General features: G+C 53.8%; 22 protein-coding genes. 3 read left to right on the top strand and 19 right to left on the bottom strand.

Annotated elements, in window-relative coordinates:
- The 7 genes from IK012_RS12765 to IK012_RS12735 form a co-directional block, all read right to left on the bottom strand.
- Nucleotides 1–2912 (bottom strand): carbohydrate binding domain-containing protein (locus IK012_RS12765; RefSeq protein ID WP_290955207.1); only part of this gene is annotated, 2912 nt, incomplete at its 3' end.
- Nucleotides 2913–3011: 99 nt separating this feature from the next.
- Entirely contained in the window at nucleotides 3012–3746 is a 735-nt protein-coding gene (locus IK012_RS12760; RefSeq protein WP_163442250.1) for a thioredoxin domain-containing protein, read from the bottom strand.
- A gap of 200 nt (nucleotides 3747–3946) precedes the next feature.
- Nucleotides 3947–5512, bottom strand: a complete 1566-nt coding sequence (locus IK012_RS12755; RefSeq protein ID WP_290955205.1) for a peptide chain release factor 3 — start codon at nucleotides 5510–5512, stop codon at nucleotides 3947–3949.
- Between the two features lie 53 nt (nucleotides 5513–5565).
- The gene (locus tag IK012_RS12750; protein ID WP_290955203.1) at nucleotides 5566–7647 is read right to left on the bottom strand and encodes an FISUMP domain-containing protein; all 2082 of its coding nucleotides are present in this window, start codon (nucleotides 7645–7647) and stop codon (nucleotides 5566–5568) included.
- Nucleotides 7644–8447 carry an FISUMP domain-containing protein gene (locus tag IK012_RS12745; protein WP_290955201.1) on the bottom strand — a complete coding sequence of 268 codons (804 nt, stop codon included), beginning with the start codon at nucleotides 8445–8447 and terminating at the stop codon, nucleotides 7644–7646. The genes IK012_RS12750 and IK012_RS12745 overlap by 4 nt, the downstream gene beginning before the upstream one ends.
- Before the next feature lie 19 nt (nucleotides 8448–8466).
- Complete coding sequence (locus IK012_RS12740) at nucleotides 8467–8928, bottom strand: 23S rRNA (pseudouridine(1915)-N(3))-methyltransferase RlmH (RefSeq protein ID WP_290955200.1); 462 nt, start codon at nucleotides 8926–8928, stop codon at nucleotides 8467–8469.
- Between the two features lie 12 nt (nucleotides 8929–8940).
- Nucleotides 8941–9672: a metallophosphoesterase family protein gene (locus IK012_RS12735; RefSeq protein WP_173380070.1), complete on the bottom strand. Its 732-nt coding sequence runs from the start codon at nucleotides 9670–9672 to the stop codon at nucleotides 8941–8943.
- Nucleotides 9673–9746: 74 nt separating this feature from the next.
- Here IK012_RS12735 and IK012_RS12730 point away from each other — a divergent pair, with 74 nt between their 5' ends.
- Nucleotides 9747–10331, top strand: coding sequence for an FKBP-type peptidyl-prolyl cis-trans isomerase (locus IK012_RS12730; RefSeq protein WP_173380071.1), 585 nt, complete (start codon nucleotides 9747–9749; stop codon nucleotides 10329–10331).
- A 124-nt stretch (nucleotides 10332–10455) separates the two neighbouring features.
- On the opposite strand, the gene IK012_RS12725 is transcribed toward IK012_RS12730, so the two are convergent.
- The 11 genes from IK012_RS12725 to IK012_RS12675 form a co-directional block, all read right to left on the bottom strand.
- Entirely contained in the window at nucleotides 10456–11091 is a 636-nt protein-coding gene (locus IK012_RS12725; protein ID WP_173380072.1) for a hypothetical protein, read from the bottom strand.
- A 253-nt stretch (nucleotides 11092–11344) separates the two neighbouring features.
- Nucleotides 11345–12448, bottom strand: coding sequence for a glycosyltransferase family 4 protein (locus IK012_RS12720; protein ID WP_290955196.1), 1104 nt, complete (start codon nucleotides 12446–12448; stop codon nucleotides 11345–11347).
- A gap of 130 nt (nucleotides 12449–12578) precedes the next feature.
- Nucleotides 12579–13817 (bottom strand): pyridoxal phosphate-dependent aminotransferase, encoded by a 1239-nt coding sequence (locus IK012_RS12715; protein WP_290955194.1) that lies wholly within the window; start codon nucleotides 13815–13817, stop codon nucleotides 12579–12581.
- Nucleotides 13817–15145 (bottom strand): FISUMP domain-containing protein, encoded by a 1329-nt coding sequence (locus IK012_RS12710; protein WP_290955192.1) that lies wholly within the window; start codon nucleotides 15143–15145, stop codon nucleotides 13817–13819. The genes IK012_RS12715 and IK012_RS12710 overlap by 1 nt, the downstream gene beginning before the upstream one ends.
- Nucleotides 15146–15175: 30 nt before the next feature.
- Nucleotides 15176–16114, bottom strand: a complete 939-nt coding sequence (locus IK012_RS12705; RefSeq protein WP_290955190.1) for a fibrobacter succinogenes major paralogous domain-containing protein — start codon at nucleotides 16112–16114, stop codon at nucleotides 15176–15178.
- Nucleotides 16115–16256: 142 nt separating this feature from the next.
- Nucleotides 16257–17990 (bottom strand): fibrobacter succinogenes major paralogous domain-containing protein, encoded by a 1734-nt coding sequence (locus IK012_RS12700; RefSeq protein ID WP_290955188.1) that lies wholly within the window; start codon nucleotides 17988–17990, stop codon nucleotides 16257–16259.
- Nucleotides 17991–18002: 12 nt separating this feature from the next.
- Complete coding sequence (locus IK012_RS12695; RefSeq protein WP_290955186.1) at nucleotides 18003–18338, bottom strand: hypothetical protein; 336 nt, start codon at nucleotides 18336–18338, stop codon at nucleotides 18003–18005.
- A gap of 3 nt (nucleotides 18339–18341) precedes the next feature.
- Nucleotides 18342–19904: a 2-isopropylmalate synthase LeuA2 gene (gene leuA2, locus IK012_RS12690; protein WP_290955184.1), complete on the bottom strand. Its 1563-nt coding sequence runs from the start codon at nucleotides 19902–19904 to the stop codon at nucleotides 18342–18344.
- Nucleotides 19905–20183: 279 nt separating this feature from the next.
- Nucleotides 20184–20390 carry a type II toxin-antitoxin system Phd/YefM family antitoxin gene (locus tag IK012_RS12685; protein WP_290955182.1) on the bottom strand — a complete coding sequence of 69 codons (207 nt, stop codon included), beginning with the start codon at nucleotides 20388–20390 and terminating at the stop codon, nucleotides 20184–20186.
- 4 nt (nucleotides 20391–20394) lie between these two features.
- Nucleotides 20395–21549, bottom strand: coding sequence for an OmpA family protein (locus IK012_RS12680; protein ID WP_290955177.1), 1155 nt, complete (start codon nucleotides 21547–21549; stop codon nucleotides 20395–20397).
- The gene (locus IK012_RS12675; protein WP_290955175.1) at nucleotides 21549–21944 is read right to left on the bottom strand and encodes a hypothetical protein; all 396 of its coding nucleotides are present in this window, start codon (nucleotides 21942–21944) and stop codon (nucleotides 21549–21551) included. The genes IK012_RS12680 and IK012_RS12675 overlap by 1 nt, the downstream gene beginning before the upstream one ends.
- Before the next feature lie 195 nt (nucleotides 21945–22139).
- Between IK012_RS12675 and xseA the strand changes: the two genes are divergently transcribed.
- Entirely contained in the window at nucleotides 22140–23438 is a 1299-nt protein-coding gene (xseA, locus tag IK012_RS12670) for an exodeoxyribonuclease VII large subunit (protein ID WP_290955173.1), read from the top strand.
- Between the two features lie 57 nt (nucleotides 23439–23495).
- Here the strand turns inward: xseA and IK012_RS12665 are convergent, their stop codons facing one another.
- Nucleotides 23496–24845 carry a cyanophycin synthetase gene (locus IK012_RS12665; protein ID WP_290955172.1) on the bottom strand — a complete coding sequence of 450 codons (1350 nt, stop codon included), beginning with the start codon at nucleotides 24843–24845 and terminating at the stop codon, nucleotides 23496–23498.
- Nucleotides 24846–25115: 270 nt separating this feature from the next.
- On the opposite strand from IK012_RS12665, the gene IK012_RS12660 reads away from it, so the two are divergent.
- Nucleotides 25116–25868: an endonuclease gene (locus tag IK012_RS12660; RefSeq protein WP_290955171.1), complete on the top strand. Its 753-nt coding sequence runs from the start codon at nucleotides 25116–25118 to the stop codon at nucleotides 25866–25868.

Raw genomic sequence — 25868 nt, 5'->3', positions numbered from 1 at the left:
CCGGTAATCACGGTCTTGAGGAGCTTGCCGCGGAGAGCGTCAGAAGCCATCTGGAATGCCCAGTAGCTCGGACGCGGGCAGTTCATGCAGTCTTCTGCAGAACGGGTCAGGTAACCGTAGTCACCGCCTTCCGGAGTGATGTCGTTGTGGATATCCCAGTACTGTGCGTTGTCCACGTTTTCGGTGGCGAGCATAGCGAGGTAGTCAGCAACGAACAGGCCGTTTTCGAGAGCGATGGTCTGCGGACCCGGGTTGAAGTCCACGGAGTTCCATTCGGTGAGCCAGAGTTCGAACTTCTTGTCCTTGTTGAAGTGCTTGGTCCACTTGTCCACGAGCTTGTGGAGGCGGCTGTAGATAGGCACGAGGTCCTGCGGAGCAGAGAGCATGGCGAAGTCGTTTTCTTCACCGAAGTGCTGCGGGTAGTGGTGCACAATGATACCGTCGGCAATGTCGCCGGTTTCCTTGAGCACGTTGTCGTTCCACTGGCCATCGAGCACGCCGAGGACTGCGACCTTGATCGTCGGGTCAACCTTCTTCATGGCTTCGATGAACTTGCGGGCACGCTTACCATAGATGGTACCGCCATCCTTACCATACTTTTCGTAGTACGGATGCCAGTTACCATAGACTTCGTTACCGATTTCCCAGTACTTGATGCCGGCCTTCTTGTCGATGTTGGTGTGCTTCACCCAAGCGGCAGCTTCCTGTTCGGTGCCGGAACCGAAGTTCACGGTGAACATGGCGTTGGAGCCGGTCTTCTTCAGCCATTCGAGGAATTCGTCGGTATCGACCATCCAGTCGTGGTTGTCGAGGATTTCCTTCCAGTGGTCGTCATCGGCACGGAGACCACCCGGGTAACGGATGATGCCGTGGTTGATGCGCTTCACGAAGTCGCGGGTCTGAACCTTGAACTTCGGATTGTCAAGCATGTCGCCATCCCAGAGGGCAGCGTTGATACCGAAGAGGCCGCCCGAGATGTTCGGGTTGATCACTTCGCTGGTACCCTTCACGTCGACCTTCACGACAGCCGGACGAGCGGCAGCCTTGACTTCGCGCTGGTTGGTGAGCTTGATGTTGTCGATTTCGAAGGAGCCGTTAGAACCTTCTCCACCCGGTTTGAAGTCGATGGACACGACGTTCTTCAGGTCGAACACGCCGTTTTCCTTCGCGTTAGGCGGCTGGTAGTACGGGAACTTGCTGAAGGTGCGGAACGGAACAATCACAGTGGTACGGCCGCGAGGCACACCGGTGTTGGACACGAAGAGTTCGTTGCCGGCGTCACCGACCTGGACCGTGATGGACTGCCATGCACGTTCAGAGTAGACGTCGAACATAATGCCCCAGTGGTTGGTCCAGTCGCGGAGCTTGGCGTCGTGAGCGGCGGTGTTCTTGGTGAAGTCAAGAACGAAGTCCACCCAGTCAGACATTTCGAAGTGCTTGATGAAGAGAGAGTTGCCATCGAGCTTGGAGCTCTTGTACGGCATTTCGATTTCGGCCTTGGACTTCGGACCGAAAGACGGTTCCCACTTGTCCTTGGCGAACTTGCCTTCGAAGTCGGAAATGATCATGTCCGGAGCCTTGGACTTCCAGTTGTCCCACTTGATATCCGGGTCAACCCAGTCGATGGTTTCGGTGAACGTGATCTGGTCGACGAAGATGGTCACAGGAGCCGGCTTGCCCGGTTCGCCCTGGTTTTCACCCTTGCCAACGGAGAAGCGGATTTCCTGAATCTTGTTCCACTGCACGTCCTTGGCGACTTCGGCCTGCTTGTTAGCGTCCCAAGCCTTACCCTTGTCGACGAACTTCTTCAGAGGAATCTTCACGAGCTTCCAATCGGTGCCAACCTTGGCGCCGGCGATCCAGTCGTTCAGGCTAACCTTGGTCTGGCTCTTGATGTCGTTGCCCTGGTTGTCGAGGATACCGACGTACACCTTTTCGCCGCCGAGCTTACCCTTGATCCAGAAGTAGAGACCGCCCTTGTTGCGGACCTTGGAAAGGTCGATGTACTTGCCTTCACCGAGCGAGTAGGTCACGCCGGACCAGTCGTTGTTGTCGATGTAGAGGGCGAGCACGTTCTTGTTGCCCGGGGTCTTGGACTGAGCTTCACGCTGGGCGGAAAGACCACCGTAACTGTAGCTGAAGCCCTTGAGGCCGTCGGAGTAGAACGTACCGTTAGCCACCGGCTTGACCTTGCCGTCGAGCTTTTCGGGGTTCTTCGGGCCGTCGATAACGTCGTTGTTTTCATCCCAGTAGACGATCTGCTTCTTCGGGGCAGCCTTCTTGTTGCCCTTCACGATTTCGATGTTGTCCACCCAGACTTCGAATTCGCTGGCGCCGCTCTTGTCGATGGAGAAGCGGATTTCAGCAATCTTGTCCCAGTCGATGCGGGACGGGAATTCGGACTTGCGGGTGTTGTCCCAGTAGAGGCCACGGTCCGGGAAGTCGACGAGAGGAATGGAAACCTTCTTCCAATCCGTCGTGACGGCACCGCCCTCAATGTACTTGTTCATCGGGAGCACGACCTGGGTCTTCTTGCCATCGCTGACTTCTTCGTCGAGGAGGCCGACCTTCACGGCTTCGCCGCCGTGCTTGCCCTTGATCATGAATTCGACCTTGGAATCAAGCATGTACTTGTTCAGGTCGAAGAACTCGTTGTACAAGCAGATGGACGCACCGGAGTATTCCTTCGGGTCCAGCTTGATGTTCAAAGCGGCCTTGGACTTGTAACCGCCATCCTTCGTGATGGTCACGCCCTTGCTTGTGCCGCCGTAGGAGTAGTCGAAACCACCCGGACGATACTGCTCATCGAAGAACTTATAGACGACAGTCTTCGGCTTCTTCGGCTGAGCCATTGCAGCCACGCTGACACCCAGGAGGATGACGGACGCGACTTTCAATGTTTGCTTGATCATATGTCGTTTCCTTGTTTTGTGATTGTTTCTCTTGAAATTAAACTTTTAACGCAAAATTCGAAAGCGTGCCCGCTAAAATTGCGTGCACGCTTGAAAACACTACTTGGCTTCCTTGAGGAGCTTTTCGACCAGGTCCGGAGAGAAGCGGTCCTGGCGCTTGCCGTTGATGTAGAAGTTCGGGGTGCCCTGCACGCCGACCTTCACGCCCAACTGGAAGTCCTTGTCGATGCGAGCTTCCATGGCGGAGTCGAGAACCATGTCCTTCTTGAACTTTTCGATGTCGAGGCCGATTTCGGTAGCGACGGCAACGTAGATGGAGTCGGAGAGTTCACGGCTATGCGGAGCGAGAGCGTAACGGAATTCCCAGAACTTGCCCTGCTTCTGAGCAGCGACAGAGGCGGCAGCGGCAGCCTTGGCGTTGGCGTGGAAGCTGAGCGGGAAGTGCTTGTAGACGAACTTGATCTTGTCCGGGTACTTCGCATTGAGTTCCTTCATGGTCGGAGCAATGCGGGAGCAGTACGGGCACTGGAATTCGGTGAATTCAACAATGGTGAGCTTCGGGTTCTTGGTGTTGCCGAAAACCGGGCTGTCTTCGTCGGGGATGTCCCAGACCTTGTTGTCGGCTTCCATTTCGGCACGGGCCTGTTCGATGGAGATGCCGCGCTTGTCGAGAGCATACTTGATGACCTCAAATTCTTCCTTGAGGACGTTGAAATCCTTTTCAAGGGAGTCGAGGCGGGCCTGCTGGTTGAATGAACCACCGGCGGCGGCCTGATTGCAGGCGACGAGACTGGCGGTAAGAATTGCCATAGCGACGATAGAGATACGTTTCATGTTATTCCTTTTAGTTAAAAATAGTCCTGCAGGCGAAGTCAGCCCGCATTTTGAAGGAAATATATAAAAGTTACTAGTTACTAATTAATAGTTACTAGAATCTCAAGGATAAATCTGCAACGATAGATGTAAAAAAAAATCAACGCTAGTAACTAGCCCATAGGGCGCGTTACTAGGAACTCAGAACTGTGCCGTAGGCACTACCCCTGCGAGGTCTCCGCGAACTTCAGGTTCTCGTAGTTCTTCATTGCGAGGTTCAGACGGTACTCGTTCGGGAAGAGGCACACGAGGTTCCTTTCCTTGTCCATCATGCAGTCCATCGCATATTCGTCGGCGAACTTCGCGACATCCTTCTCGGGGCCGGAGACCCAACGGATTCCGTGAGCCGGCACGCGGTCGAGCGCCACGTCGGCACCGTATTCGCTCTGCAGGCGGAACTTGAGCACGTCGAACTGCAGCTCGCCCACCACGCCGATGACCGGAATCGCGGACTTGAGCGGTTCGTAAAGCTGGGTCGCACCTTCTTCGCTAAGTTCGGCAAGGCCCTTCGCCATCTGCTTAGACTTAAGCGGGTTCAGGAGCGTCACACGGGCGAAGTGTTCCGGAGCGAAGTCCGGGATACCCGTGAAGTTCATCTTCTCGCCGTCAGTAAGCGTGTCACCGATGCGGAAGAGACCCGGGTCGTTGATGCCCACGATGTCGCCGGCCCAGGCGTGGTCGATGACTTCCTTGTCCTTCGCAAGGAACGCCGTTGGGGCGGCGAGGCGAATGTCACGGCCCGAACGCACGTGAAAAACCTTCTCCCCGCGAGTAAAGCTACCCGAGCAGATGCGCAGGAAGGCGGTGCGGTCGCGATGCTTGGGGTCCATGTTGGCCTGGATCTTGAAGACGAACGCGCTGAAGGCGTCTTCGTCGGGGCTCACCGGGCGCTTGTCAGTCTCGCGCACCATCGGGGGCGGCGCGAGCTTCGCGAAAGCGTTCAACAGCTGGCGCACACCGAAATTGTTCACCGCAGAACCGAAGAACACGGGGCACATTTCGCCCTTCAGGAACTTCTCGTGGTCAAACGGGTCCATACCGCCGGTGACCATCTCGTATTCTTCCTTGAACTGGTTCACCCAGTTCTCGCCGCACATTTCAACGAGACGCGGATCGTCCGGACCTTCCATCTGGATGATTTCCTGGTGGCCTTCTTCCTTGTTGAAAGTGTGGAACGTGTTCTCGGCGATGGAGTAGACGCCCTTGAAAAGCTTACCCACGCCAATCGGGAGGGTGAACGGGGCCGTCTTGATGTGCAGAATATTTTCAATCTGATCGAGCAGGTCAAAAACGTGGCGACCATCGAGGTCCATCTTGTTGATGAACGTGATGATCGGGGTGTGGCGCATGCGGCACACGTCCATGAGCTTGATGGTCTGCTTTTCCACGCCATTCACGCTGTCGATAAGCACGAGGGCGGCATCCACGGCAGTCAGGGCACGGTAGGTGTCTTCACAGAAGTCCTGGTGCCCCGGGGTATCGACGAGGTTGAACATGCAGCCTTCGAACGGGAAGTTCAACACGGAACTCGAAACCGAAATACCACGCTGCTGTTCTATCTTCATCCAGTCACTCACCGTGTAGCTACGGTTCGCCTTGGCGCGAACGTGACCCGCCTCGCGGATGACGTTCCCGTACCACAGGAACTTTTCGGTGATGGTGGTCTTACCCGCGTCAGGGTGGCTGACAATGGCAAAGGTGCGGCGTTTTTCGATTTCAGCGTTCATATTGCATCCGTTTTTTACGCGCGCAAATATAGAAAAAAGTTGCCAAATCCATTTTATTCCGAATCCATCACGCAGCGGATGGGATACTCACTTTCTGAAGTTCTTGTTTCTATGCCAACCTTGACTCCATCAATATAAGCGACCTTTTTCGTTGATTCCCAGAAATAGGCCTTCTCATTCGTAGGGCTACCATATACTGAAGTAAGGTAGCCTCCAGGCAAAGCAGTAAAGCCCAAGGAATCCTTCCCTACATAATTTCCCCAATAATTACGGTTCATCAAATTCAGGGCTGCTCCATCTTCCCCGCCAGCAGCGGCGAACAGCTCTTCCCATTCGGTCTCAGAGGGCAAGTGCCATCCGCGCGGGCATGTTCCACGCACGTATTTTTCCGCATCATCCGAAAAGATACCGAGCGAATCGAAAGCCGCGCTCCAGCTATAGAAGCGGCCATATTCCGTACATTCGTTCCATTTATATTTATTAAAATTGCAATGGCTTACGGCCCTGTCCCAGTTATAAATAAAGTTCAGGTTTTCCGCCATCCATACGCGCCCTTCGACATTCACCGTCCTATAGATCTTATTGTCACGGAAATCCGTCAGCGTGTTCGAATCCTCATCGTAGGCACTTTCGTCCTTGATATACATCTTCGAGTAATCGCCATCCGACATTGTCGATTTAAGGCAACGAATAAAATAATTTTTATTTTGCAAGTTGGATGTTATATACAGTTTCGTCTTTCCGAAATCAAGCCACAAACTATAAGCATGCCCTTTACCATAAAGGGCAAATATCATATCTGCAGAATTAGGATCAGCAATCCAATAAGCCGCTGTAGAATCAACAGGTATACTATTAAATCCATACAAATCATAGGCAAGATCTCCATAAGGCCATCCACTACGGCTTTTCAAATTCGCCGCTCCGATCTCATCTCCCCCGACACTTTTCATTAACTTGGCAACATCGTCTCGACTGGGAAGGTGGAATCCTTCTGGACATAGCCCCAACACTTCAGCAGGCGGGATACAATATCTACCGTATCCACAGCCTTTACCTCCATCTGAATAGACCTGAGCAGAATCAATCGCCGCAGTCCAAGAATACAGACGACCTATGCTTTCGCATTTTTCCGGATCATTTCCCGGGCAAGATGTCAGGGAATCATATTCCGCCGGCACATCCAATTTCAAATTTTCCGCCATCCACACCTGGTCTCCAATTTCTATAGTCTTGTAGACACGGCCATCCCTGGAATCTTCGACAGAGCCATAAACAAATTCGTGTTCAGGTTCAGGAACGCCCACCTCCGAACCATTCTTCAGGCATCGAAGGGGGCAGGCAATGGGTGGATCATACCATTTTTCATTCAAGAACTCCATTTCTCCATTAAAAACAACCGTGTCTGAGTACACAAAACGCACATAACTTCTTTGTTCCATTTTAGAAAGCCAAAAGCACGTCGAATGACCTTCATAATTAAAAACTCCGCCTTCACCAGCCCGCCACCCCGTAGCCATCATAGAAAAGCCCAAATCATCTCTTCCCCCTTGTTTCAGCCAGCTTTCCTTATCTATCAAAACTTCGCGGATTCCTCCCATTGTTCCCGCTTTATACATCAGAACATTCCATTCTATTGCAGTTGGCACATGCCACCCATCCGGGCAGATTCCCCTAATTTCTTCCGCATTCCACGAACAATTCCTCCCACCACATGACGAAACATCCCGCGAAAAAATCCCTGCCGAGTCCAGGGCGGCAGATGCAGTATAAAGCCGCCCATATTTCGAGCACTTGCTGGAATCATTCCCATAGCAGAAGCTTCGACCCGATTTATAATAATAATCGTAATTGAGGTTTTCGGCCATCCAGACCTGATCCCCGACAACCACGGTCCTATAGACCTGACCATCGCGTCCATCTGTCAAAGTCTGCTTTTTCGGATCGTAGACGGAAGGTTCATAATTTGAATAGGGAGAACCGGAGCATGAGCTGGAACTCAGGCTTGAACTTGAAACAAGGCTCGAGCTTGAATCAGACCCGTCATCCCTTGCCGCTATAGGTTCCGATTCCGAGTCGCATGATGCAAGGGCACCGACAATGACAAGAGTCACCACAAATAGAATTCTTCTCATTTTTCCTCCCTCAAGCACCTGACAGGATTCGCTCTTGTAACTATGATTAGATCGCCAGTTCCTTTATAATAATCTTCAGCAAAGTAAAATCTGGCTGTAGGAAGACCAGACTTTGAAGTATCAGATGTCCAATAGTCCACATAATAACTTTCCGGGAAATAGACAGTATCTTTTTCTAGATCATAATATCCAGCAGCCAGAATACCGAGTCCATACACATCCTTTCCGACATTATCCCCCGCCGCAAACACCTCGGTATTACATACCGTTTCCAGAATGCCCCACGGGGACGTCCAGGACAACTTACCCAACAAGGCCAAAAAATCATCAGAAGAACGTCTCCTCGGCAGGCGCCACCCTTCTGGGCAAGCCTTCTGGGCGGCCCCCCAGGAATAGTAGCGTCCCAAAACGGCACAGGTGTCCGCATTCCGATGACAGTAGCTGCCCGTATCAGGTTCAAACCTCAGGTTCTCGGCCAACCAGGTGGAACCTTCTACAGTTATCGTCTTGTAGACCTCGCCATCGCGCGGATCCTCAAACGTACCGTGCTTGACTTTTTCGGGATCGTACTTATATTCCGTATGCACCTGAGTCAATTGCAAACTGGAACTGCTCTTTACAGCCGAGCTGCTGCTACTCTTTACAGCCGAACTACAGCTGCTAATCTCTTCGTCCTCGATGGAGCTGCTCGAACCCGGTCTCTCCTTGAAATCAGGCTCCGTTCCCGAGGAACCGCAAGCATAAAGCAAGAGAGCCGCAAGGACGGCAAAAGCGCATCTTATTCCAAATTTACACTTCATCGTTCCTCCCATAAATTTTTTACCGGTGATGATACGGGTGGTTCTGCATCACCATCTGCACGCGGTAGAGCTGTTCGGCAAAAAGTACGCGGGCGTGGTCGTGCGTAAACGTGAGCGGCGAGAGCGAAAGCAGCAAATCCGCCGTCTTTTTCAAATTTTCATCAATTCCGTAGGCCGAACCAATCAGGAACACGATATTTCCCGGGAAACGGTCGCGAAGCGTATCCGAAAGTTTCACCGTGTCCATGAGCTTGCCCTCTTCGGAGAGGATGACGCGGCGGTATTCCGACTTCGGGAATTTCTTGTCAAAAAGTGTCGCTTCCTGAGCAAGAGCCTGAACACGGTCGTCGATTTTAGATTCCTTGAGTTCCACGACTTCGAGCGGGTAGACTCCCCCGCGCAGGCGCTTCACGTACTTGTCCACCTCGTCCGCGATGAACGGCGAGCCGGCCTTACCAAAAACTGCAAGAACCCATTTCATATCGAAGACAAACTATCTTCCCATGCTCAGGCGGTCGATGAGGAAGCTCGGCATACCGGCCTTGCGCATGCGTTCCTGCGTGCGGAACACGTCGTATTCAACGCGGATTATGCGGACGCACTTCGTCACGGTATCGAGCAGGCACCAGCAGGCACGGCAATCGCGGTCGCGGGGCTGACCCACGCTTCCCACGTTCACCAACAGGCGCTCGGTATTCACTATGGTATATTCGTACTCGTCGAGAATCTTGGGGATGGCCATCGGGCGGCTCGCCACGATTACCGGGCTGTGCGTATGCCCGATAAAGCAGTAGGTACCGCGGAAATGGTCGAAGGCATCAAGCGCCTCTTCCAAGTCAGTCACATACACCCAGTCCGCGGGCGAAAGCGGGGAGGCATGCACAAACGTAATATCGTCCAATTCTTCCTTGATATAGGGAAGCGCCTTCAGGTAGTCGATCGAACTCTTGCTCAAATGCGCCTGCGTCCACTCGATAGCCTGCTTCGCATACGGATTGAACCCCACGCTCGATTCGTACTTGATAGCGACGCTATCGTGGTTTCCGATTAGGCACAAATCCATGTTTTCGCGGGCAAGTTTCACACACTCGTCGGGGTCCGCTCCATACCCCACCAAGTCTCCCAAACAGACGCGCCTTTCAACATGATTCTCCTCCATGGACTGGAGTACTGCTTCAAATGCGGTTGCGTTGGAATGAATATCAGAACAAATACCGTAAAGCATGCGGAAAATTTAATAATATCTCCACTAACCAATAACTAGCAATAGGCAAACTATTAACTATATTTGCCCCCCGTATGGAAGTCATCGAAGACAAGACCAAGGTCAGCATCGCCTACGTGCTCATGGAAAGGAGCGGACGCATCCTGGAAGAGATCCAGCCGACGCATCCGTTCGTGTACATCCATGGCTACAACAACATCATTCCGGGGCTAGAAGCGGCCCTTGCCGGAAGAAAACTTGGCGAGAAGTTCTCCATTGACATCCCGTGCGATCTCGGTTACGGCGCCTACCGCCAAGACCTCATCATGAAGGTTCCCAAGGAGGAACTGCAAGAAGTCGGCGAGCTCTGGATCGGAATGGAGCTGGAGATGTTCATGGACAACGACATCCGTGAATTCCAGTTGCCCGACACCGCCGACGAGTTCATCGAGGACCTGAACCTCGACAAGGACGAAAGCGACGGCATCTACATCGTCAAGGAAATCTACCGCGACTCCGTGCTCGTGGACGGCAACCACCCCTTCGCCGGCAAGGACCTCACATTCGAGGTCGAGGTGGTGGACATCGAGGAGCCGAGTTTTTCCGAACTGGAATCCGGATTCCCCGACCAGGACGAATACGACGACGAGTACGATGACGGTTACGACGAAAAATTCTAGCACGCGCTAGACCCGCCACCCCAGGTTACCCCGCCTGTACGTACCCCGTAATGCAAAATCTATACGAACTAAAAATCCCCCGGCAGAGCCGAGGGACTTTTAAGTTTCGCAATTTTCCGCGAGATTAGGCTTCGTCAGCGAGTTCGGGAGCCTTCTTGATCACGTTGCGGCGGCCATAGCGGACCTTGCTCGGGTCGAAAGTCGTTTCGACCGGGGCAACTTCAGCAGCGGCAGGAGCGGCAACAGCGGGAGCGGCCTCAACTGCAGGAGCAGCCGGGGTTTCAACCGGAATACGCGGAGCGAGCGGGCGGCGAGCTTCGGCAGCTGCGGGAGCAGCGGCTTCGACTGCGGGGGCCTGTTCGGCAGCGGCGGCAGGAGCAGCAGCTTCAGCGGCCGGCTTGTTGAATTCGCGGCGCGGACGGTCGGGACGGCCTTCACGGCGGTCACGGCGCTGGCCACGGTCGGAACGCTGTTCGTTGCGGTCACGATTCTGGGCAGGCTGAGCCTGCTTGTCACCACGAGCGTCCTTATTGTTATTCTGACGATCCTTACCATGGTCCTTGTTGTTGCGGTCACCGCGCTGAGCCATTTCCTGGGCACCGACAGAGCGGCGGGAATTCGGCTTCAAGTTCATATCCGGGGTGAGCTTTTTAACAATCGGAGTATGGAGATTGTCGAGAATCTTGTTAACCTTAGTCAGGATAACGATGCACAGAATCACTGCGACGAGTGAAAGTGCGATTGCGATGTAGTTTTCCATCTGGGCACCTCATAAGTAAGGGTTGGCCACAACGGAAGGCTGGAAAAGACCCGCCGAAGGGGTGATTGCATGTGTGTGTTGTTTAGGGCCATCTTAATAGCGCTTCTATGGAAGCTTGACGGCCGAGAAGGCTCCTATCCAGCGGACCAGGTCCGGCTCAGGATTTCGGAGCAAGGGGCAGTTTTCGCCGCAGCGACAAACCGCAGGGGGCAATCACGGGAGCAAATTTAATAAAAAAAGCCGTGAAAAAACGCTATACGAACGCTTTTTCAACAACTTTTTCCATTTTATCGGCCATTGCGTCCCAACTCATGGTCAGGGCGCGCTCACGGGCGTTTTTCTCGAGGGTTTCCAGGCGGGCCCGGTCGTGCAAAACGGCGGCAGCCTTCTGGCAGAACCCCTCCGGGTCGTCATTTTCGTACAGGAGGCCGGTCACCCCGTCCACCACCGAATCCTTGAGGCCGGCGACATTGTTGCTCATCGAAATCGTACCGCAGAGATTCGCCTCGATGTTGTTGATGCCCCAGCCTTCCTTGAACGAGGGGTTGATGAAGAGCGACGAGCGGCTCAAAAGGTCGCGCTTTTCGTCTTCGGAGACGCGGCCCAGGAATTTCACGGAGTCGCGCACGCCAAGCTTGTCCACCAGCTTTTCAAGTTCCGCCCGGTAGTCTCCCCCGCCGGCAACCTCGAGAACGATACCCGGGACGAGTTCCCGGAGGCGCGGCATGGCGTTGATGACAAACTGCGCGTTCTTGTACTTCATGAGGCGGCCCACATAGGAAATCACCGGAGGGTCGGCCTTCTTTTCCGTCGGGTGGAAATACTCGGTATCGATACCCGGTTCCACCACCTCGGTCCACTTGGGCTTGATACCCATGTCGGCAATTTCGTCGGCAGTGCTCTGCGAGATGGCGAGGAAGTTCTCGTTCTTATAGAAGAGGGCGACCGAGCGTTCCATCAGGTAAACGTAAAGCGCCATCGGGAAGAACGTCTCGCGGAAAATGGACTTGCGGAAAAAGTGCATCACCATGTGGAGGCGCTTGGCCTTCGTGCCGCACGGCGTAAAGAACGGAATCTTGTTCAGGTCCTCGATGATGAGGTCGTATTCCTTCTGGTGCTTGCGGGCATAAAGGAACGCGGTATAGTTGAACAGGAACTTGTTGCCGACGCGGATAGTGCGCATGCCGTCGACGACTTCTTCATCGGGCAGGCCCTTCACGCGGTGAGCGAGAACGGTCACGTCGTAACCGCGTGCATTGATGCGCTTGAAAATCTCGTGAAAATACAGTTCGGCGCCGCCCGCTTCCGGGTTCTTGATGTCGCGCCAGTTGATGAGCAAAATCTTTTTCTTTTCCACGTTACAACCTATTCAATTTCCGCGTGTAATATATAAAAATATCTGGTGGGGAATGCTGATGCTGACCTTCGTCAGCATGACATTCGGGAGTCACCCTGATGCTGACCTTCGCCTGCATGACATTCGGGAGTCAGCATGACGGTCGGGTCATACGTGCGACGGCTTCCTTAAACAACGCCGGTTCCTGCAGGAGCGATACCACCACCCAGCCGTCTTCGTCAAAGTCGAAGAAGAAGCCCGGTTGCACAAGCACGTGTTGCGCCTGCAGAAGTTCGAGGGTGAGCTGTTCGTCATCTTCGCCCAGGCGGATAGCGGCATACCACCCGCCAATAACCTCGGGGCAATACTTGGAGGGGAACGCCTGCCGGAGCGTGTTCCAGTTGGTAAGCAAGCGCTCGCGGACCTGCGACTCGTATGCAGCCGACTGTTTAAGAAGCGATGAGCCAAGCGCCTGCGCCGGAGCGGAAACGCTCAGGTAAGCATCTTCCACAAATTCAAGGGCGGCACGTATCGGTTCGAACTGTTCCTCAGGCGCATAGAACGCCATCCAGCCGAGCTTGAGCTGCGGAGAACCCACCGCCTTGCTTAAGCCGTTCAACCAGAAAATCGGACATTTCGGGCCTAGATCCTTCGACTTCACTTCGTTCCGCTCAGGATGACACAAGCCGGGAACAAACTCCCATGTACGACGCACATCGTCCGAGATGCCGTAGTCGCCGAAGACCTCGTCCACCACGAGAATCAAGTTATGCTGTTCGCAGAACGAGACGACCTCGTTCCATTCGGTACGCGACACGCAATGGCCCGTCGGATTGTGCGGCGAGACGAGCAACAAAATCTTCGCCTTTTCGGGAGCGGCAAGCAGGCTGTCGGTATCCAGGACAAAACGGAATTCCGCCCCCCGTTTATCGCGGGCGAGCTTCAAAAAGTACGGAGCACATTCCAGATGTTCCAACTGCGCGAGGGTATCGAGCAGCGGGTAGCCCGGCATCGGCGTCAAGATGACATCACCCGGATCGCAGAACGCCTTGAACAATACGGAGTAGGCCTCGCTCGTGCTTGCCGTAAGGATAATCTGGCCGGCATCGAAGTTCCCGCCACGTTCGCGGTAGTATTCCACCACGGCTTCGCGCGCACTCTTCCATCCAGCGGCATCGGGGTTCCAGCAACCGAAATCCTTGCGAGCCTCCTCCACCGCCATATCCATGTCTATCGGGAGTCCCGCCTTTACCGGGCTGCTCACCGTCATGTCGATAAACGGCACCGCATTGGTACCGGCACATTCCGCAAGCACGCTTGCCTTTACGCGTTCCAGTTCGGCAAAGAACGGCGACGGAGAAAGATCTTTAGGCAAGCGGGAAGAAAGCATCAATCCTCATCCTTTATGCAGCGGATGGAGCATGTATCATCATTGATACAGGTATGTCCACTATTGCCGGAATACGAAAACCACCCACCACTACATTCTTCACTTTCAAGAACACTGCAGAAAAAAGCATCCTCGTCACCTCTTAAATAACCTCTAGCCAAATGATTCCACGCTCCACCGGGAATTACTGAAAGTCCATACATATCCGTAGCATAGGGCCATTTTTCAACACCCTTTGCCTGCCATCTGCGATCATCAAGACCAGTCACCTTATCTAGGACTTTCCATTCGTCGGTCGTGGGTAAATGCCAACCCTTGGGGCAGGCACTCTGCGCCGAGGTCACACTATACAACCGCCCCTTCTTGATGCAGTTAAGAGAATCGTCCCCATAGCAGCTGCTGTTTTCCATTTCATAATTCAGGTTCTCGGCCATCCAGGTCTGCGTACCGACTTTCACGGTCTTGTATGTCTGCCCATCGCGTTCATCGGTCAAGGTTCCGTATTCGCAGGAATCCGTACTATCCGTTTTACAAGGTTGAACATAATACAGTCCATCGGGATTTCGAACACAGCGAACCCATTTCCACAAACCACTCCTAGTAGTCCCGTATACCCCATAAGAACCACCACCTTCTTTGGAACTAAAGGACCAGTTCAAATTCGAGGTAACGGTGCCTTGGTCTTCGGGCCAAAATTCAGTACTAGAGCCCATCTCACCATCAAAAGACTTTATAGACACGTCACCATCAGGCTCATATAGAGAAGGAATGAGTTTTACAGAAAACCCATACGCATCCACGCCCCCATACTCTTCCGCAACAAGCGCTTCAAAGGAACTTCCTGTATTCAGTTCCAATTCATATATTTCACTGCTCGTAGGCAAGAACCAGCCGTTCGGGCAGCCTCCCCCGTGAACGACATCTCCCCAGGGATAAAGGCGACCATACTTGGTACAGTTTGAATCGGCCAATTTGTAACAGAGACTGCTGTCCGTTTTATAATTCAGGTTCTCGGCCATCCACCACTGGTCACCGATTTTTACGGTCTTGTAAGTTTGCCCGTCACGCTCATCGTGCAAGGTGCCGTACTCGCAGTTGTCAAAGCCTTCGCCCCTGCATGGCGGAAGAGCGCCTTCCCTCAAACTACTCGAACTAGAAGCATCCTTTGCAGAAGAAGACGAGTTCTTTTTTACGGAAGATGACAATTCCTTTTCAGGGCGTGCAACAAAATCGCTTTCATCGTCTCCGCAGGCGACAAGCATCGTGCAAGCAAAAGCCCCGACCAGGGCCAGCAACTTCCACGGAGACAACATTGAAATCGATTTCAACTTTTTTCCTCTTTAAAATGTCGGAAGGGGCTAGTCCAGCACGCAACGGACATTCATTCCAAAAGATTTATTTTCGGGCCCAGCCATAATATCATTCTTATATATTTTTACGGAATTCGCCATATCAGCAGAATACTCCGTAGAAGCCCAGAATGCCGCCATCTCGCCTTTATGGAAAACATCCGTATCGCCGAACCACATGCCTTCGGGATATACCGAGTAGCCGTAATCATCAGAACCGTTCGCATCGTCGGCCCACCCCGCGGTCGCTTTCAGTTTCGTCACCGCCGACAAGTTTTGACCGCCAATCGCCTCCATAAGGGCATACCATTCCTTTTGCGTCGGAATATGCGAACCCATGGGACAAATACCCGGTGCATAATCGTTTTTCTTCATCCCACAATCGTGGCCGGCGCCGCAATCCTCTTCTGTCTTCCCGACAGCATCGGCCCAAGTATACAGGCGGCCATACTTGGCACAGCTATCAGGCGAACTGTAAGCGCAATAGCTGTTCTGCGTTTCGTAATTCAGATTTTCTGCCATCCACACCATTTCTCCAATCAGAACCACCCTATAGACTCGACCGTCGCGGGTATCCTTATGAATAGTCTCGTTCGAACGGGATGACGAAGATGTTTTGTCAAGGCTACTGGAAGATTCCACGACTTCGCTCGAACTACTTAAAACAGACGAACTGGATTTTTCATCGCTTTCTTGAACGGAGGAAGAAACCGGACTTTGGGCATCACTTGAAGAGGACGCTTCTTTCGATTGAGATGAAGATTCCTGGATACTACTGCAAGAAGCCAATTCGCTTTGGGAACTCGCCACGCTCGACGAAGAAACAGAAGAATCGTCCTCTTGTTCGCTCGAAGAGGAATTTCCGACAACAACCGGATTACTGGAACCATCGTCACCACAAGCAACGAGGAACGCAAAAACAAGCACGGACAACAAATATTTTTTCACAAAAACCTCCTTTTTTCAGCAAATATACAATAGTTCGCTCCAGAGCGTTACTTTATTCAGACAAAGGAACGAGATGCCGGATAAAATGCAAAGAACGGCGACGGAGAAAGATCTTTGGGCAAGCGGGAAGAAAGCATAACGATCAGTCTTTGAGACAGCGGACAGAATGGCCAAAGAACTTGTTGTACATTCCTATATGCGAGTAATCGCTGGAGTAGGAAATATTCATCCTGAACGCCATTTTCTCATCCATCGTTGACGAACTCCAGAAGAAGGCTTCATGCCCCAAATAGAGGTAACCCGCAGTGCTATCGTTAAGTTCTTCAGCAAAACGACCTCCCGTGGGAATCGCCGAAAAGCCGTATTCATCTGCCCCATTGCGGAACCTCCAGCCCAGTCTGGCCCTCAGGTATTTCCCTGCCACCGTATTTCCGCCGAACTTGCCTTCCAACGTTTTCCATTCGCCAGAAGTCGGCAAATGCCAGCCTTCGGGGCAAACTTCCTGCGCCCCTTCCCAATTATAAAAACGGCCGAGAAGCGCACAGTTTTCAACTTTATCTTTATAGCACCAACTATTGCCCGCAAGGGTCGGCGTGCGCACGCTATCGGCATAATTCAAGTTCTGCGCCATCCAGATTTGCTGCCCAATCTTGATGATCTTATAGACTTGCCCGTCGCGGGAATCCACGAGAGAATCGTATTGAAGCGCCGGATTAAGGTAATCGTCCCTAGAGAGCGATTCAAGCGAATCTTCGTTATCTTCCAGGTCGTAAGCACTCTCGCTAGAATAATTCGGCATCGTCGAACTGCTGCTAGGCAGAATTTTCACATCGGAATTCTTGAGGCAACGGACAGCAAGCATCAATTCCTTTTTGTCGACATTCACGGTCACGGAACGATCGCTATCGTAGAACCGGACCTGATATACGCCAATCTCGTCTGCTTCCGAAGAGGTCCAGGCATACATAGACGAGCCTTCCCAAATAGACGACGTCTTGTTCTGCATCAGGCCAGAGGGAATCGCCGAAAAACCGTAATCATCCAAGCCGTTGTTCGTTTTCCAGCCCGTCTGGGCCTTAAGGTTTTCGCCGGCAAAGCTCAAATTGCTACTGGAACCGATTCCAAAAATACCGACATCGTCGAACAGGCGAATCCATTCTTCACGCGAGGGCAAATGCCAACCATCCGGGCATACGCCCTGCACGCTGGGCGGCAAAGAACATAAGGTGTTGTATCCGCAATCCTTCCTGCCGGTGACCGTTTTCCATGAATACATCCTACCGTACTTGTCGCAGTAGGTGCTGTCATCCCTATAGCAGAAACTACCCGTAGTATCGTAGTTCAGGTTCTGCGCCATCCATGTCTGGAAATCAATCTGGATTGTCTTGTAAACTTGGCCATCTCTTTCGTCGAGGAATTCGCCGTAGTCACCTGCGGCAAGCATGGTCTGGTTCAGGGATGCCGTCGTGACGCACTTATACTTTGTGCAATCGTATGTTCCCGAAGGCATGATTTTCGCTTCGACATCGCCCGTCGAAGTCCGGCTCGAACTCGAGGAAACTGAACTCGAAGAAACGGAGGCCGACGATTCAGAATTTGAAGAAGAACCAGAAGATGATGCCGAAGACGTTCCCGACGAGGAATCCGTCGATCCCGAAGATGCGCCCGACGAAGAGGCCGACGAGCTTGAAGTGCCCGAAGAATCCTTCGAACCGCTCGAAGCGTCTTGATTACCGCTGGAGCTGAGCGTTTCCTGTTCGCTAGAAGAAAGTTCTTCGTCTACAACCGGATTGCTCGAATCGTCATCGCCACAGGCGGCAAAGAACAGTGCCAAGGCGCTACAACAAAGAATAGATTTCAAGGTATTCTTTTTCATTAGAACTAGTCCTTAACGCTTCCTTTTTTTAATGAAGCCGACAACCATAATCGAAATCAGGATTCCCGCAGGGAGCACGACTGCGATGGTCAGCAAGATGAGTTTCTGAAAATCGGAGAGGCCCTTGAGAGACTGCTTGAAGTTTTTCAGTTTAGCCTTGAAGCCAGACTTGACAACATCACCTTCGGCGGCTTCAGCCATATCCTCGGAACCGGCGAACGCCTCCCCATTCGGAATCATGTCCATCAACTTGGACACGGATTCCTTGACAGGGCCGACAAAACCATCGAGTTTTCCGCGGTACTTGTCGTAGTGCCTTTTAAAGGGGCGGGTTAACGGTTCGAGCATAGGCTACTTCTTGTACAAGAGGTTCACGCCGCCGAAGAGGGCGCGCATGTTCGCCTTGAGCGTATCGCTAGAGACGCCGCGGCCTTCGACCTCGGTTCCGTTCGCCTTCAGCACAATGCGGCTCAGGCCACGGCCCGCCCACAGCTTGTCCTTCTCGGGCACAACCAGCTGGCGGTACTTCACGAGTTCGACCGGCATGCCGATTTCGCGCATGAGCATCAGGGCCGCCTCGATGGGGCCTTCTGCCGTCACGGACTTCACCAGCGCCTCGCCGTCCTTCTTGAAGTGGAAGATGAAGCGGTTCTCGTCGGGGATGACCTCGATGTTGTTGAACACCAGGCGGCCGTTCACGTTCACGCGCTGCTCGCGGAACACGTCCAGCACGCGCTCGGCACTCAGTTCGCCTTCCTTCTCGCTGCAGGCCTTCAATACCGGCTGCAGTTCGGCAGCTTCGGCGAGCGTCATCTTGTAGCCGAACTTCGTGATAATCTCGTACACGGCGGTGCGGCCGCTCTGGCTCGTGAAGCTCAGGGCGTCGTTCTGGTGGCGGCCGATGATGGAGTAGTCGATCGGGCGGTAGGCGCCCTTCTTCATGTCCTTCGTCTTGCTGGCGCCATCCTGGTGGATGCCGCTACGGTGCACGATGGCCTCGGCGCCGATCAACGGAGCGCGGGCATAGATGTTGACACCCGACCACTGGGAAATCAGGATGGCCGTTTCGTAAATGCGTTCCATGTGCAGGCCGGTATCCACGCCGGAGTTGTGCAGCGCGACAGCGACTTCGTAGAAGTTCGTGTTGCCGCAGCGTTCGCCCAGGCCGTTCAAGGCAACTTCCAACTGGGTCGCACCCACGAAGAAACTTTCGACGGTGGCGGCGGTCGCCATGCCCAGGTCGTTGTGGCAGTGCACAGAAATCGTGATGTCCTTCGGCAGAGCCTCGTACACCTGCTTGATCTGGTTCACGTACAGGAGCGGACGGTAGCGTTCCACCGTGTTCGGCAGGTTGATGGTCGTCGCACCGGCTTCGACCACGGCCTTCAGCACGTCGATAACAAAGTCCATATTCTCGAGGCAGTCGCCAAAGTGCTCGGCGCTGAATTCCACGTCGCCCTTGTCGCCCACGAGCGACTTCGCGAACTTCACGCAATGAACCGCCTTCTCCTTGACCTGTTCAGGGGTCAGGTGCAGCACGTGCTCCATGGAGAGCGGGCTTGTCGCGAGGAAGGTATGAATACGCGGATGCGGAGCGAACTGCACGGCTTCCCAGCAGCGCTGGATATCGCTTTCCACGCAGCGGGCCAGGCCCGAAACCACGACGCGCTTTGCCACCTCGTCGCCTTCTTCGGCCATCTTCGCGGTGAGCTGCGCCAGTTCCTTACAAGACTCGAAATCCATTTCAGACGATGCCGGGAAACCGACCTCGGCACCCTGCACCCCGAGCTTCAACAGCTGCAGGTACACGTCCTTCTTCTGCGCATTGTTCCAGGGCTTCGGGAGCGCCTGGTTGCCGTCGCGCAGCGTGACGTCGTAAAAGAAGGGTTGTCTTGCGTTCTTATTCTCGTTCATTTTTCATCTCCTTGCCGGCTTCCATGCGCCGCAAAGTTCCTTTTTTCAGTTCAAAAATAGCATTTCACCACAAAAAAGAACCCGCTTCACATCAGAAGCGGGCGCTTTAAGTTAATTCCTATTCGTAAATCCTTGAAATAGCCTAAAACCTCGCTTCGTGTGCGATGCTAAGTAGAAGTCGAAGGTTAAGGATATTTCTCATGTTACAGAATATACAAAGATTCTGGCCATATGGCAAGGGGGCCGCGCAGTCCACCGCAGGCAAAGAAAACCCGCGGCCTAGCGCTCTTCCCAAATTCCGTTCGGGAGCTTGCCGATATCGCGGAAGTCCAGTTTACCGCCACGATCCGGGGAGTCGACGTTCACGAGGCGGGCCAGCGGTTTGCCGGCACGCTCGATTACGACTTCTTCCTGCTGGAGCGAGACTTGGTTCAGGAGGTTCCCGAAGTTCTGCCTCGCCTCCATGGCGGTAACGGTCTTTGCCATAGGACTACTTCGCTTCGGGAGCGGCAGCCGGTTCAGCAGCTTCGGCAGCCGGTTCGACGTTCTGCTGCAGGGCCTTGTCCTGGATAACGAGGTCCACGCGGCGGTTCTTCTGGCGGCCTTCCTTCGTCTTGTTGTCGGCAATCGGCATGCTCATGCCGAGACCCTTGGCGGTAAGGCGGCCAGCGTCGATACCCTGGTCCACGAGGAACTTCATCACGTTGTCGGCACGCTGCTGCGAGAGCTTCATGTTGTGCTCTTCGGAACCCGTGTTGTCGGTGTTACCTTCAATAGAGACGTTGAACTGCTGGTACACGGAAAGGATACCGGCAACCTTAGCAAGGCTCGTCTTGAGGTCGGCCTTGAGGGAAGCCTTGTTCACGTCGAACAGGATATCGCTCATGGAGAGGATAATACCGCGAGCGTCCTTCGTCACCTGGATGAGCTTGGACTGGAGTTCGTTCAGCTTGTTCATGGCTTCGGCCTGGCGAGCTTCGGCCTTGGCGCGTTCCTCGGCGAGAGCCTTCTTTTCGGCCTCGAGCTGCTTCTGCAGGTCAGCCTGCTGCTTCTGCAAGTCGGCCTGCTGCTTCTGGAGGTTGGCTTCGCGTTCGCTGGCGGCCTTGAGGGCGGCTTCCTTGGCGGCGGCTTCAGCCTGGAACTTTTCCTGGTTCTGCTGCATTTCGGCCTGGAGGCGGGCTTCCTGGTCCTTCATCTTGGCCTTTTCGGCTTCGAGGTCGTTCACCTTACCGCTACGGGCCTGGCTAATCTGTTCCTGGATAGCTTCGATGGAGCGGGCCGTGGCGGCGCGCTTTTCCCAGTTCGATGCGGTATGGTTGCGATACTTCTGCGTTTCGGCCTGGGCCGTCACGATCTTCGCATAGATATCGCACTTGGCAGCAAGAGCCTGAGTTTCTTCCGATTCAGGATCGTCCTTGAAGGCGGCTTCCAGGTTAGCGACGGCAGCCTTGGCGGCGGCAAGAGTATACTTTGCAGCAATCGCATTCGCAGGAATATCCTTAGCAGCGGCATCGAGCGAGGCAACGCAGGTTTCAACAACGCTCGGCTGGGCAACTTCAGTGGCTTCGGCAGCCGGAGCAGCATCTTCGGCAAAGCAGAGGGATGCGGCAAATGCGCTAATGGCAAACAGGTTCTTCATCTTCATTACTTGGCCCCTCCGTTCTTCACTTCCTTGTCAAGGATGCTCTGGTAAATAAGTTTTCTTTCGACGTCGCCGCGGAGTTCCTTCTCGACGCGTTCGTCTTCCTTCTTCGCAGCGTCACGTTCGGCGTTCGCTACAGCGAGCTTGTATTCAAGAACGCTCTGTTCGGCAAGGGCTGCGGCCTGTTCTTCTTCACCTTCGGCCTGCAGGGCCTTGGCGGAATCAAGCTTCGCATTCGTCGCTTCCATCTGGGCGGCATCGGCCTTAGCCTCTTCGGCAATAGCCTTGTTTGCGTCGGCAAAATCAATCGACTTGGTGGCATTTACGCTTCCGGCACAACCGGACAGAAATGCGAGCGCCGTAACGGCAAGACCCGCTGCAAAGAATCGGTATTTCATCAAAAACTCCTTATAATGTTAAACCAATCGCAAAAGAAATATAGTAAAGACCCCCAAAATTAGACCACAATCCATTTATAAATACAATTCTATTGGCTTTTTTCGATAATTTATCAAAAATAAGTAAATAAAAATTTACTTTTCGCATTGGAGGTTATCGGGCGCGTCCTTTCACAAAATTGCTATCGTTCCATCATGGACCAGCCCGTACGCACATTCTCGGTCATGCAGTACATGACATCGATCCGGAACAAGCTTGCCGAAACTCCGGCGGTTTGGGTGCACGGGGTCATCACCCGCCTCACGGAAAAAGGCAAGGTCGTCTACATCAGCATCGCGGATTTCGAGGAAGGCAACGTCAAGCCCATCGCGACCGTAGACCTCACCTGCTTCGCGGGCCAGTTTGCGGCCCTCCGCGCCAAAACGGAAACCGCGGCGACGCCATTCACCATCAAGGAACAACTCAAGGTCTGCCTCCAGATCAAGGCGGAAGTCTATATCCCGAGCGGAAAACTGCAGGCCAAGATTCTCGACATCGACCCGGTCTACACGCTCGGTGAACTCGCCCTCACGCGCATGGCCATATTGAAGCGGCTAGCGAGCGAAGGCCTGCTCGAAAAGAACAAGTTGCTCCCCCTGCCCCTGATGCCGTTATGCATCGGGCTCATCACCGGCGAAAACACCGCGGCCTACAAGGATTTTACCACAAGGCTCGACGCCTCGCCTTTCAAGTTCAGGGTCGTGCCCGTATTCGCCACCATGCAAGGGAACTCCACCGAGGCAAGCGTACTCAACGCGCTCGAAACCCTGCGCGACAACGACGAAATCGACATCGTGTGCATCGTGCGCGGAGGCGGCGCGAAGACGGACTTGAACTACTTCGACAGCGAAGCGCTCTGCCGCGCGGTAGCGAACTACCCCATCCCGGTATTCACGGGCATCGGGCACGAAATCGACCGGAGCCTGCTCGACGAGGTGGCGGGAGTCTACTGCATCACGCCGACGGATTGCGCCAAGCGCATTGTCGAAATTGCGATGGAGAGCTGGAGCAAGCTTATAGAGACGGCAAAAGAAATTGCAAACGCCACGAGGCTCACGCTTGCCAACTGCACGCAGCAACTGAACAGCGCGGGACTGCGGCTCAGTCAAAAAGTTTCCGCACGCATCCAGGCCGAAAAGACAAAGCACGCCCTTATCCGCGCCAACCTCCAGAAAGACACGAGGTTCGTGCTGCGCGACGAATTCGCACGCATCGACCGCAATGCGGAAGGCTTGAAGCAGGGTTCGCGCAAGATTCTCGACCTCGAGAAAACGCGCTTCGAGCTCATCGAAACGAAAGTCAAGGGCGTAGATCCGCAGAACATCATCGCCAAAGGCTACACGCTCACGCTCGACAAGAACGGCAAGTTCGTCCGCAATGCGGCTCAGCTCGCTCCGGGCGACCTTTTGCAAACGCGCTTCAAGGACGGAACCGTAGAATCCGTCGTGCGTTAAGGACGTCGCATCTTTTTTCTAGAAGCGGCGCATTTTCGATGTTTTTACGTGCGCCGGTCAGCGGTGCTCGTTTGTCGAGGGATCCATGCCCCTAAAGAAAGCGAGTTCCGCGAAATCGTCCTTCAATATTTCGATGCAGGCGCCAAGCATGTAGAGGCTTCCCGTTATCAAAAGCGGCAGGCCGTCGTTACGGATGTCCATGCTGCACCCGCGCAAAACCTGCTCCAAGTGACCGCGGGAAAGCATGCCCTCGCTTGATACGCGAAGGTGGAGCGCTTCCATTTCGGCGCGCAAGTCCGAGAGTTCACGGAAACGCGGGTACGGCGTCTTGGTGATATGCCAGTGCGAAACGTGCGGGGCCATCATCTTGAGCATTTCGCCCACGTCCTTGTCCTTGAGGGCGCCGAACAGGCAATGGAATTTTGCATTCGGGTAGTATTCGCACAAGGTTTCGACCAGACGGCGTACCGCATGCGAATTGTGCGCCCCATCCAGAATGACACGCGCCCTGCCGTCCGGGCCCGCGAGCACCTGCATGCGCCCCGCCCACGAGCGCGACTTCAGCACGGTGCGGGCAAGTTCCGGATTGAAAACCACGGGATGCGCGCCATCTAAAGAATTCAGGAACAATTCCGCGGCCGCAAGCGAGAGGCTCGCATTCTCGATATAGTGGTGCCCGAGATTCGGGAGCCGAACATCCTCGCATATTTCGGGAACAACGCAATTGCACCCGAGTTCCGAGGCGTATTCACGCGCTTCTTCGAGCAATGCGCCCGAAATGCCGCCAACGATAAACGTCTTCCCGCAGGCGCGTTCGCGCGTATCGCCCGCGACACCCATCTTCTCGCGAAGAATGGCGGACTCCGTAGGCCCAAGCACTTCCGTATGCTCCAGCCCGATGCTCGTCACGACCGCGATTTCACCGCCAGCGACAGCTGTGCTATCGAGCCTGCCGCCCATACCCGCCTCGAGCACGGCGACATCGATTCCGCTTTCAGCATAGTACAAGAAAGCGACAAGCGTGAGCACCTCAAAAAAGGTGGGTTCCAGCGCGACACCACCCGCGGCGATGCGCTCCCTCGACACGGACTGCGCAGCAGATTTCACTTGCAACAGCAGGCGGTCCAGAACCGCAGCAGGAATCTGCACGTCATCGATACGGATTCGTTCCCGCAGGTTCACCAGATGCGGGCTCACGTACAGTCCCGTCTTGAGTCCATGCGCCTTTAAGATACCCGCCAGATAGTAACTCGTGGAGCCCTTCCCGTTGGTACCGACCACATGGATTGACTTGAACTTTTTTTCGGGATTACCGAGTGCATCGCAAAGCGCGCGCGTCGATTCGAGTCCGGGAACCATCCCGAACATCAGGCGCGATTCCAGATATTCAATTCCAGCAGATTGCATGCGTCAAATATAGTTTCTAGTTCTGAGTTCCTAGTTACTAGTGATTATCTTTATCAAGAATTTAGTTGACAAAGCTTAGTTGGCAGAGCTTAGAAAACGCCCGCAACAAACAGTTTATATCGCACATGTTCTAAGTTCAGAGTTATTAGTTGCTAGTATCGTTTAAATCAAGAAGCTTCTTATAACCTGATATTCTAGTAACTAGCAACTACTAACTATTAACTAAATGCTATAATTTCCAACAACATCTTTACAATTTTTATTACTTATATGATTAACGCCTTCAAGCCCATGCGTTGCGCCGTCGTTTTTGCGTTTTCCTTGGTCGCGATTTTTGCGACGTACTCCGAAGCGCGCGTCGACCCGACGGCGGCCCCGCAACACTACAACTACCGCGACGCGAGCAAGCAATTGCGACGCGTGTACTACGGCGAGCTGCAAGAGACTCTCTATTGCGGCTGCAGATACGACGACAAGAAGAACGTCGACTTTTCGAGTTGCGACTTCAAACCGCGCGAAAACCCGAACCGCAAAAGTTTCAAGCGCGCCGAACGCATCGAATGGGAGCACATGGTAACGGCCCACAACATGGGGCACTTTCTGCCCTGCTGGAAGGACGGAGGCCGCAAAAACTGCAGCGTAAACGACACCACGTTCAAGCTGATGGAAGGCGACATGCACAACCTCTACCCCGCCATCGGCGAAATCAACGGCGACCGCAGCAACTTCATGTACAGCCAGTGGACCAACAATCCCGAACCCATGTACGGCGCCTGCAAGACCATCGTCGACTTCAAAGAAAAGAAGGCGCAGCCCCGCGAAGAAGCCCGCGGAATCATCGCCCGCGCCAGTTTCTACATGGAAAAGACCTACGGCGTAAAGCTTTCGAACCAGGACCGCAAACTATTCGAAGCCTGGGACAAGATGTACCCCGTCACGGAAAAGGAATGCGAGCGTGACCGCCGTATCTTCAAGGTACAAGGCAACCACAATCCCTTCGTGTACGAAAAATGCCCGCATTGA

This window comes from Fibrobacter sp., assembly GCF_017551775.1.
Classification (GTDB): Bacteria; Fibrobacterota; Fibrobacteria; order Fibrobacterales; family Fibrobacteraceae; genus Fibrobacter.
Note: the sequence above shows the minus strand (reverse complement) of the source record. Positions and strands in the feature narration are given on the sequence as shown.